1 protein-coding gene is annotated in these 10997 nt (G+C 73.2%); it reads left to right on the top strand.

Annotated elements, in window-relative coordinates:
* Positions 1-193: 193 nt before the first annotated feature.
* Positions 194-10306 carry a hypothetical protein gene (locus OG819_RS58495; RefSeq protein ID WP_266658425.1) on the top strand — a complete coding sequence of 3371 codons (10113 nt, stop codon included), beginning with the start codon at positions 194-196 and terminating at the stop codon, positions 10304-10306.
* The last annotated feature ends 691 nt before the right edge of the window (positions 10307-10997 follow it).

Raw genomic sequence — 10997 nt, 5'->3', positions numbered from 1 at the left:
TCCGCCGGTGCCTGGTGTGGGTCTGGATGGGTTGGTGCTGGGGTTGGCCGATCCTGCCGCGGTGTTGGAGCCGCGTCCGCCGGTGCCTGGTGTGGGTCTGGATGGGTTGGTGCTGGGGTTGGCCGATCCTGCCACGGTGTTGGAGCCGCGTCCGCCGGTGCCTGGTGTGGGTCTGGATGGGTTGGTGCTGGGGTTGGCCGATCCTGCCACGTCGGTGGACGGTGTCGGCCGGGAGACCGTCGAGTCGATCGCGGATCAGGCGGCGCCGGAAGTTCCGTCCGCCGTTACCGCCTCCGGGGAGACCGGGCGGGACCCGCTGCCGGCGGGAGAGGACCAGGCGGGGCAGGAGCGGGCGGGGCAGCTGATCCCTGGTCGCGACGGGCAGGACGACGTCACCGTCACCGATGCCGTCGGCGTCACCGATGCCGTCGCCGTCGGCGTCACTGACGTCGTCGCGCCGGCGCCGGGGTCTTCGGGCGTTGCCGTGCCGCTGGAGGAGTTGGCGGCCAGTCTGCCGGTGCACTGGTACGGCACCAGGCCGGTCATGGTTTCGCTGCCCGTTGACGGCGCCCCGGTTCTGGATCCGGCGAGCGTGCAGGGCCTGGCCCGTACCGTGCCCGGCGTGCTGTTGCTGTACGGCCGGCTCGACGGCGACGCGTTCGTGCGGCCCGACGGCCGACGGGCGAGCCTCGACACGGTGGCGGCGACGCTCGCGATGCTGCCGGCCGAACGACCGCCCGTGCTCCTGATGATGCCCGGTGGGGACGCCGTGGCGCACCGGCTCGCCACCACGCTGGGTGTGGCGGTGACCGGGGCCCGGGGCGGAGTCCAGGTGCTGCCGGACGAGGGCCGCCTGCGGGCCGGGGACGGCGGGCAGTTGCTGCGCTTCGACCCGGACGCGGAGGATGCCGCGGGCCACCCGCTCGAGTTGCTCGATGGTGACCGGTGGCGGCCGGGCGCCCGCCTGGCGGACACGGGCACCGGTACGGAGAGCGACGCCGAGCCCACCACGGCGCCCGAGGGCGACGGCATGGCCGGTCCGGCCGGTCGGTCCCCGCTTCCGCCCGCCGAGCCCACCGCCCCCCCTGTGGCGTCCGGGTCTTTCCCCGTCGCCCGTGGCACGGACACCGACGTCGTCACCGGCGTCGACGGCGATCGGGAGGCCGGCGGTGTCGGCGCGGGCGACCTTCGATCGCGGCGGCATCCGGCCGATCTGGGTCAGGGCGACGGGCACGCCCCCTCCCCGAGCGACGCACCGTCACCGTCACCGGATCCGACGTCGTTCGAGGCGCGGGCGGCCGATCCCCGTATCCGTTCGATCGGCGTGCCCAAGGCCGGTCTGCCGCATGTGGCCGAGGTCGTCGGCCAGTTGCGCGCCTGGGCCATCGAACTCGGGCACAGCGTTCCCGACGAGGTGTGGAACCGGGTGCCGCAGCAGTTGCTCTCGAACTATCCTTTCCTGCTGAGCGGGGAGCGGCCGGAGCGGCCGGAGGGCCTGCTCGTGTCGCTCGGCCCGGTCGAGGCCCTCGTCACGCTCGACCCCCGGCAGCCGGCGCCGGTGGCCAACCCGGCCGGTTCCGTGGACGGCCCGGACCAGGTGCCGGCCGGCGGCGATCCCGGGGCCTTCCGGGCGACGGCGGCTGTCAGCGCCACGTACGCCACCGGTGCGCACGTGCAGAGCGAGTCCAGCAACACGGGCGCCACACGGCTGGGCGTCAACCTGAACTTCGGCGTCGGCTTGCCCTCGCCGGTCGCGCACCTGCTGAGCCTCGGGGGCGGCGTTTCAGGCGTCGCGAACCAGTCGGGCCGTACCACCACGCACGTCGCCGACTCCGAGCGCGGACACGTCGAGGACAACCGGGCCGGGGCCACCCTGGTGTCGTACGAGCCGAACTGGTCCGTGCGGCTGCGTCCCGTGAGCGCGCGGCACGATGACTGGCGCGACGTCACCGCCCGTCCGGTGGGGGGTCCGGAGTCGCAGCGGCTGCTGCTGTGGGTGCCGAAGCCGTATCTGGAAGCGGGTGCCGGGGACCACGTCGTCGCCACGGGTGAAGGGGTGTTGCGGAACCGGCTGCCCGGCACGTATTTCGCCTCGGGCGTCACCGGCCTGCCCACGCTGTTCGACGGTATCGCGCACGCCATGGAGGAGGGTGGTGTCCCCCTGTCGGCCGATGCGCGCACCCACGACGAACTCATCCACAAATTGTGGAACCTGCCGTCGTTCCTGGACCATGCCGTCAACGGTGACCGTCCGTCCGGTGACCATGCCGTCAACGGTGACCGTCCGCCCGGTGACCGCGGGACCGCCCGTGGCGGCTACACCTTCCGCCTGCACAACAAGTACGGCCGCACCGTCGCCACCATCACCGTGCACGCCGTCCGTCTCGATCCGGGACGGGAGCAGCAGGTCGGCGCCACCAGCGACACCGCGCACCTGGAGAGCGTCCGCACCGCGATCGACGGCGTGGGCGGTGAGCACCGGCTCGGCCAGTCCTCGACCCTCACGCTCAACGCGGGGCTGGACGTGATACCGCGCCCGCCTGGGAACTCGCGCGGCGGACTTAATATCTCTGTCTCGGGGTCGGTGACATGGAATAATGGCGACTCCCTCGGGGCTTCCCGTACCGGGCTGTGGGTCATGGTCCCGCGGTTCGCGGGCGCCACTGTCGCCTATCGCACCGCGTTCATGCTCCAGGCGCAGGTGACGCTACGCCGCGAAGGCCCCGACAGGGTGCGGGCCACTGGCATGGTGGAGAGTCAGGCGCTGCTGCGGCTGCCGCAGCCGGAGGCGTTCCGGCACGGCTTCCCCGTCGAGCGGTCGGCCCTGCGCGACGACGCCGTCGGCGCCGCCACCGGCCCGCTCGTGCCCTACGACCCCGCGGCGCTGCGTGGTGGTCCCACGCCGGAGCAGTTGCGGGTACCGGACCGGCTGCCCCGCCACCTGCGGGACGACAGCCCTTACCGGGGTGTCGGCATGGGCCTGGTGGAGGTCCCGGAGGAGACCGCCGATCACCTTTTCGAGGTGATCTCCGGTCCGTTGCGTGCCCATGACTTCCTGCTGTCGGTCGACCAGGAGAACCCGATCGGCGGCCAGTCGCGGTTGCAGCCGTCCTCCGGCCTGGAGAGCCGCGTCGAAAACGAGGACAAGCTGCGCAAGTTCGTCGGGGACGGTCTGGCCGTCCACCACGACCGTCTCCACCAGGACGGCCTGACCCTGGTGCTGCACCGGCGACGGGGCTTCGCCGGTATGGAGTTCGACGTGGACGCGGCCCGTGTCACCATCAGGGCGGAGCGGTCCCGGCCGATCGAGTTCCTCGACCGGGGCAACGACCACCACCTCACCAACCTGGCCATGGGCATGGACAGTGCCTCGATGGGGGTGTCAGGGGGCAAGACCGTATCGCTGACCCTGCGGGCCCGTGGCATGTTCCGCTATCTGCTGGGTGGCGGGATGGGCGTCGGCCTGAGCGCGGGCAGGAGCGCGTCGGAGAACGCGTTCTTCCTCAACAACCGTCCCGAGCTGCTGGAGAGCAGCTCGGCGGAGTTCCTGCGGATGAGGGTGACCAGCACCTACACCGTCACGATCGAGTTCCAGCACAGCGGGCTGCCCGGTATGGTCCGTGAGGGCCAGCGCGACCCGGCGGCTCTGGTGGTGCCGGACCAGCCGGCGATCGTTCGGGTGCTGCCGCTGGGTGACGGGGCGCAGGGCACCGCGGTGGGACGGGGCGAGACCCGGCCCGAGGTGCTGGACCAGGCCGTGATCTTCCACCTGGACTCCAAGGGTCTGCGCGGGGCGCTGAACCGGCTGCTGCCGTCACTGGACGGCCCCCAGGGCTCGGCCGCCCGCACGCTGGACTCGATGGCGGCGTCGCTGCGCGCCCACATGAAGGAGGCCGCGTATGGGGGTTACACCACCGACCAGCCGTTCGACAACGGGCTGTTGCGGGACACCTTCGCCGCGCTGGACGTCAAGGCGAAGCTCGGCCCGTCCGAGTTCCTGGGCGCCTCCTCCGAGCAGTTCGTGCAGGGTGCGATCAAGCTGTGGCTGTCCCAGGCCGGGACGACGACCTCCACCTCGTGGGGCGTGAGCTGGACCCAGGCGGACGTCACCGTGGGCGGCGTCAGCGGTGCCCGGTCGGTCTCCACCTCCGGCAGCGTCGACACGAGCCGTCGCTGGCAGTTCAACACCTCGGAGAATTCGCAGCAGGCGGCGGCCAAGGAGCTGATCCAGCTCAGCTTCAGCAACGTCTACCTGTACGGCAGCGAGGTCGAGCTGACACTGACCAAGCTGGCCGAGAAGCGCGGCAAGCTGATGTGGTCCGCGCGTGACTACGGCCGCGAGACCCTGGCCGGCCGCGAGATGCTCTACCTGCTGCCCGAGCCGGAGGCTCTCGCGCTGTACGCCGCCGGTGACCTGCCGGTCTCCGACCAGCAGCTGACCGATGCCATGGGGCGCTGGGCCGCCGGATCACTGAAGCTCCCGGCCAACACCGTGGCCCGCCTGCTCGCCCGATGGCGTCCTGACACCTCCACCGGGCACGAGCCGGCCGACGGGACCGTACGTGACGAGCAGGCCGAGCCTTCCGTACGTGACGAGTCGGACCGCCAGGTCGTGCGGCTGGACGATGTCGTCATGTCGGCGGACGGCCCTGTCACCGGCCGGCGCCTGGCCTGGGCGCGGCTGCTGCGTGAGCAGCACGCGGACGGCCGGGCGACCGTCTGGGACGCGGACGCGCGTGCGGCTTTCCGCGAGGCGTTCGGTGAGGGCCTCGCGCTGGACCCGCAGGCCAACCCGCTGGCGTCGCTGACGCTGCCGGAGTATCTGACCCGCCGTGACCCCGGCGGCAACATCCTCGGCCACAGCAACGTCATCAGCATCGACCACGAGCACGGCCGGTCCACCGCAGACCTGTTCCGGGAGGCCGTGGAGCAGGTCGCCCCGGGCCTGCTCACCAGGGGCGCCGACCTGTGGACCGCCGACGGCCGTCACATCGGTCGGCTCCAGGGCTCGCTCGACGCCGTGCTCAACCTGTTCTCCCGCGGCCGGGAGGACGCGGTCTACGAGGACCTGCTCTCCCCGGACGGTGTCGAGTTCTACCTCGTCGACCAGGTCGGCTGGTTCAACACCGACTTGGTGAAGGTCACCGTGAAAGCCGAACTGCGCTCGGGCGTGGAGGTGCTGGAGCGCCGTCCGGACGCGGGCCTGGAGAACTACGGGCATCACCAGTCCAACAACTCCGTGTCCTCCTCGCGTGACATCGGGCAGACGTTCACCGTCCCCAAGATCAGCTCCGGCCAGGGACACGGCAGCGGCGGTGGCTCCGTGGGCTTCGGGACGACCCGGCACGAGGGGCTGACGCACGCCGAGTCCCGGGTGCGCGAGCAGACGGTGTACTCGTGGGACGGGCTCGTCACGGCGCAGGTGAAGCACACCTTCCGGGTCGCAGCCGCTGTCGTCGACATGCCGCACCGCCCGCTGAACGAGTGGAGTATGGCCGGCATGCGTGTGCTGGGCCTGCTTCCGCCGCGCGCCGTCCACACGGTGACCGCCGACGGTGTCACCCGGCTGCACCTGCCCTCGGGCATCGCCGGTTTCACCCCGGCCCAGCGGTCCGACATCCCGGCGGGGCCGCGCGACCTGCGGCCGCTCGGCCGGCTCCCGGGCGACGCGTACGTCGCCGGGGTGGTGCTCAACCAGTCGCAGAAGACGGCCGAGGACCTGCTGCGCGCCGTGTTCGGCGTCGAGGCGGCCGGCGGGAAGCGGGTCAGCTCCCTGCTGAACCTGCTGATGTCGCGCACCCACCTGACCAACGTGCTGGGCCGGGTCGGCCCCGGCGAGCGGGTGCAGCTGTCCTCGCACCTGTTCGAGCCGGGCGCGTCGGGGCACGGCGTGAAACTGTTCCTGCGCAGTGCGATGTACGACGTCCAGGTGCTCGGCGACGTCGTCGGCACCGGCACCGGCCGCTACTCCAAGCACCAGAGCGGCACGTCCGTCTTCGCCTCCACCGACCACTGGCGGCCCACCCTGTCGGCCACCGGCAGCGGCAGCGGCGCCTTCGGCTCCCACGACCAGCACAGCGCTTCGCCGTCGACCTCGCTGTCCCTGCTCACCTCGGCGACGCAGAAAGCCGGCGGCACCGCCAACTACCGGCGCGAGCAGCACGTCAAACAGCAGGGTCCCGTGAAGCTGGTACGCATCCGCGTCCAGGTCCACCTGGAGGCGGAGGACCACCGCACCCACATCTTCCGCTCGCCGACCCGGGGCGGCCTGCGGGTCAGCGAGCCGGTCAACGGCGAAATGTACGTGGAGGTGTCGGAGGACGGCCTGCGGGTGTTCCAACAGCAGCTGGCGGACTCCCGGGTGAGCGCCGGCCGCCGGGACGCGGCATGGGAAGCCGCCGCCCGCGCCACCCCGCTGGACCTCGCACCGCTGCTGGTGCGGGCGGCGCGGGAACCCGGTGCGGACCCGGTCCGCGCCGACCTGGTGATCGGGCGGCTGCTGGCCGATCAGGCCGGCCCGCTGGACAGCCCGCGGACGCTGGCGCTCACCGTGGACCCCGACCGGCTCGCGCTGGAACTGCACCGGGCCACCCTCGACTGGGCGGTGCGGACCTTGCAGGACGACCACGCGGCGATCGCGGCCGCACGGCCCGGGACCGAGCCCCCGCCCGCGCTCGCCGACTACCGGCGCACGCTCGACGCCACCCCGCACACCGCACCGCCCGGCACCGCCGAACTGCTGCGGGCGCGAACGGACGCCCTGATGGACGCGGTGCGGGCCTACCACGCCACCCGCCCGGACAATCCGGACGGCCGCCCGCCCGAGCCGCCGGCCGCCTTCGCCTACGCCGACATGGACCGCGAGGCGCTGGTGCGCGACCTGGCCCACCACATGGACGCCCACGTGCGCTTCGCGGGCGGCGGGCAACGGGGCGGCGACCTGTGGATCGACCCGGCCGGTGCCGTTCACGCCTCCTACCCCGGCAACACCCCCGGGCCGCGGACGGACGGCGCCGTCCCGGCGTCGGCGCCGGCGTCGGCGCCGGTGCCGCGCACGCCGACGGCCCTGCCGGTGTCCCCGCAGGTCCTCAACCACGCGGGCCCGTGGCTGGAGGCGATCACCCGGCGCACCACCGGGGGCTCCCTCGCGCTGACGATCGCCCAGCACCTCCACCCGGCCGGCAGCCAGGCCGGGGGCGCCCCCACACCCGCGCCCGCCTCTCGGGACACCGCGCCCTGGCACGTGACGCACTTCGAGGAGGGCGCACATGAGCTGAGCCCTGGGGAGACCTGGTGGCTGCAGCGGACGGCCGACCACTTCGCGTCGACGGTCGCCCGCCGTACCGCCAGCGGTGAACTGGCCCGTGTCCGGGTCGCGTTCACCGGCCGCGGCAACGGCAGTTCCCTGTTCCCCGACCAGGCGCGGCTCACCGCTACCGACCGGGCGAAAGCGGCCCGGCGGATCTGGGAAGAGCGTCTCTCCCAGCCGCCCAACTCCGGCACGCTCACGGCCCTCGACTACGACTCCAGCGCGGCACCCGCAGAACGCCTCGCGGGTGAGGCCTCCCGGGAGGCGAACCGCACGGTGACCGTCCGCGTGGACTTCATCCCCCACCCCGCCCCCGCGCCACACCCGGCGGCGGAAGACACCCGGCGCCCGGCCGGCGACGACACCCACGGCGCCGACCCGAACCCTCGGCCCGAGCCCGAGCCCGAACCAGACCCCGCCGCACAACCACGACCCGAGCCCGAACACGACCAGGTCCCCGGTATGTCCGAGCCGCCCGAACACGACCGGGTTCCGGGTGTGTCCGAGCTGTCCGCGGGCGACCGGGTTCCGGGTGTGTCCGAGCTGTCCGCAGGCGACGCCGACATGGACGGCATGATCCTGGCGTCGGCCGACCCCGCCGCGGTGTTGGAGCCGCGTCCGCCGGTGCCCGGCGCCGGTCTGGACGGCATGATCCTGGCGTCGGCCGACCCCGTCCCGGCCGTCACCACGGCAGGGGAACAGGTCGCCGGCCCCGGACCGGAACGGCTCAGCAGCTCCGTCACCGAGTTCGGTACCACCCGGGCCGGTGCGCAGGGTCTGGTGCACATCACCCCGGTGTCCGAGGACACCGTCGGCTGGCTCCAGGAGCAGGTCATCCGGCGGGTCGAAGGCGGCCGGGGTGAGGACCCCGGCTTCCGCCGGGCCGTACGGGACACGCTGACCTCGCGAGTGCTCAGCAGCGACTGGGGGAGTCTGCTCGGCGAACACGGCATGACCCTGCGGGCGGCCCACGAGGGCAGGACGTACCAGATCAGCCTGCGGCTCGGCCTGTCCGATCCGCGCCACGTGTCCCCGCGGACCGAGGAGCCCGCCCCGCAACTCACCCTCACCCACGACCGGACCACCACCTCGGTCACCGCCGACCCGTCCGTGCGGCCGATGGTCCTGTTGCGCAGCCGCGAGCGTTCCTGGCCGATCGCGTACGGCATGAAATGGGAACTGGGTACGACCCCCTCGCCGGCCCAGGCGAGCACCGCTTCCCCGTTCCCCGACCAGTGGCACCCGCTCACCGACGGCCCGGGCACACCGCTGACCGTCTGGTTCCCCCACCACCTCGTCGAGGACGAGGCCGACCCGGTCACCCTGACCAGCGAGGACCCCGAGCAGCGGCCGGCGCCGATGCGGACGCTCCTGGACCGGGTCCCGCTCTTCGCGACCGACACCGTGCCGCGCGCCGACGCGTTCCTCTCCGACGTCCTGCGGTCCTTCCCCGACGAACTGGCGGACCTCTCCGAGCCGTCCCTCGACCAGCTGCGCCGGTTCCTGGCCGAGGGCAGCCTGCGCGGCAACCTGCCCCTGATGTACGGCGGCCACCACACCACGCCGACCCTGTTCGCCCGGGACGGATCGGTCATCGGCATGCTGCGCCTGCACGCGGATGTCATCCAGCGCACCGACGTGGGCGCACTCGCCGGACCGCCCACCCGTGACTCCGTACTGGAGTCGCACGTCCTGCGCTCGGTCCGGCTGCCGGGCGGCGCTGCGGTCACCGACGCGGCCGGTACCGACCCCGGTGGCGGCGTCGGCGGCTTCGCGGCCGGCCGCCCGGACCCGGCCACCGGGACGGACCCGAGCGGATCCACGCCGACCGGGCAGGCAGCCGTCCGGCAGCAGCCCACGGACCCCCTCGCCTCCGGCGGCGGCGCCCTTACCTCGCGCGCCCTGCGGACCGCGAGACCGTTGCTCCAGGTCAACGCGGACGCGGTCTACGAGGTCACCCTGGTCCGGCCCGGCGGACCCGAGCGCGGCCCGGCCGAGGGCACCCCGCTGGCCGCGCCGGGCACCAGGTATCCGCTGATCCTGCGCGTGCCGTCCGCCGCCACCGTCTCGGGCGCCCCGCGGACGCCCCGCCATCTGCCCCCGGAGATCCTGCACCTGCAGGACGTGGACGTGTCCGTGACGCCGCTGGCCGTCGAGGGAACCGGTCCGCTCTTCGACGGCGTGGAGTCCTGGCTGCGCGACCAGGGTTTCCTGCCGCCGAGCCAGGACCTCACCGGGGCCCGGCACCAGGCCCCGGCCGGTGACGCCGTACACCTGCGGCGGCTGGACAACCTGCGCACGCTGGACCAGATGCGCTCCAGCACGGGGCTGCGTGCCGGGCTGGACGAGATGACGGCGGGCGGCCACACCACACGGTTCGAGGTGGACACGGCCACCGGTGTCCACCAGGTGACACTCCGGATCTCCGTGGAGCGCCGTTATCACCCGGACCGCGTCAACGGCGGCGTCACCCACGATCTGCATCTGACCCACGTGCGGACACTCCACTACTCCGGCTCGACGGTCGCGGGTGACGAGCAGCCGACCCGGCTCCCCCTGGCCGTCGGCGACACCGCGCAGGCCTCGCCGACCGGCCCGTTCGACGCGCACGGCGACCCGCGGCTCCAGGGCCAGGGTCCCGAGGACGCCCTCAGCCGCCGGACCGCGGCGGCAACGGACGCCAGCGCGGGCGCGGGCCACGAGTTCCACGCCGTCGACCCGGCCGCCGACGGCGTCCAGGTGCACACCCTGCCGGTCACCTACCGGACGTCGCTGTCCTACAGCGACGGGCCGGACATCGCGCAGGGGCAGGCCGACGGACAGGTCACCCTGGCGGTCCCGACGTACCGCACCCTGGAGCGGCCGGCCGCGCCGCAGCAGGCGGTCGCCCCGCCCCCGGTCCGACCGCCCACACACGCCGACGCGGATGACCCGGCGGACCTACAGCTGCCGGAGACGGCCTGGCCGGAGCGTGTCGGCGGCAGCGGGGAGCTGTAGGACGCGGTGCATACGATGGTGTCGGACTGGCGCGGCTGCCGGGCGTCCGGCCGGCGCACGCGGCCGGGGACCATGTGCGAGACCGAGGACCCGGCGGCGAACGACGGCGGCGACCGGCGGTCGGGGACTCAGTCATCCCGGCCGGATCGACGCGAGTGGTCTTTCAGGCAGCTGAACGGGTTCGAAGGGGCCCATGTCCCGGCTGCGCGTTGGCCTCACAGGCCTGGGCCGCTTCAATGAGTGAGGGGGCCTTCACCCCGACGTCTCAGCGCCCCGCAAGGACGTCTCGGCCCGGCAGTGTCATCCCCCGTCGCTGCCGGGCCGACGGGGGATCAGCGCGGCGGACTGCGCGAGATCCGCCCGCTCCATCGGGCTGAGCGGCCGTCGGGTCATTTGGGGAAGACCGGGGATCCCTCTATGTCGTCATAGCCTTCGCGTTGGGTTGCCCGGCGGGTAGAAACCGTCGGCGGGAGTCCCAGTCCGGTCACGTTGCCGCCGCCCACGCTGCGCTGAGCGAGCTGTCCCGGCCGAGGCTGCGCAGCGAGGTGACCAGGCCACTGACGCGCTGACCCGCCGTACCCCAGGCTCTGCACTTCGCCCCGGCTCCGTCAGGTCGCGCCGCGTCACCATTGCGTCTTGCGAGCGCATCCCCGCCGGGGAACCTCACACGTCGCCTGCCTGCCCCGCCCCG

The organism is Streptomyces sp. NBC_01549, assembly GCF_026339955.1.
Classification (GTDB): domain Bacteria; phylum Actinomycetota; class Actinomycetes; order Streptomycetales; family Streptomycetaceae; genus Streptomyces.
This window is presented reverse-complemented; position numbering and strand designations above follow the sequence as displayed.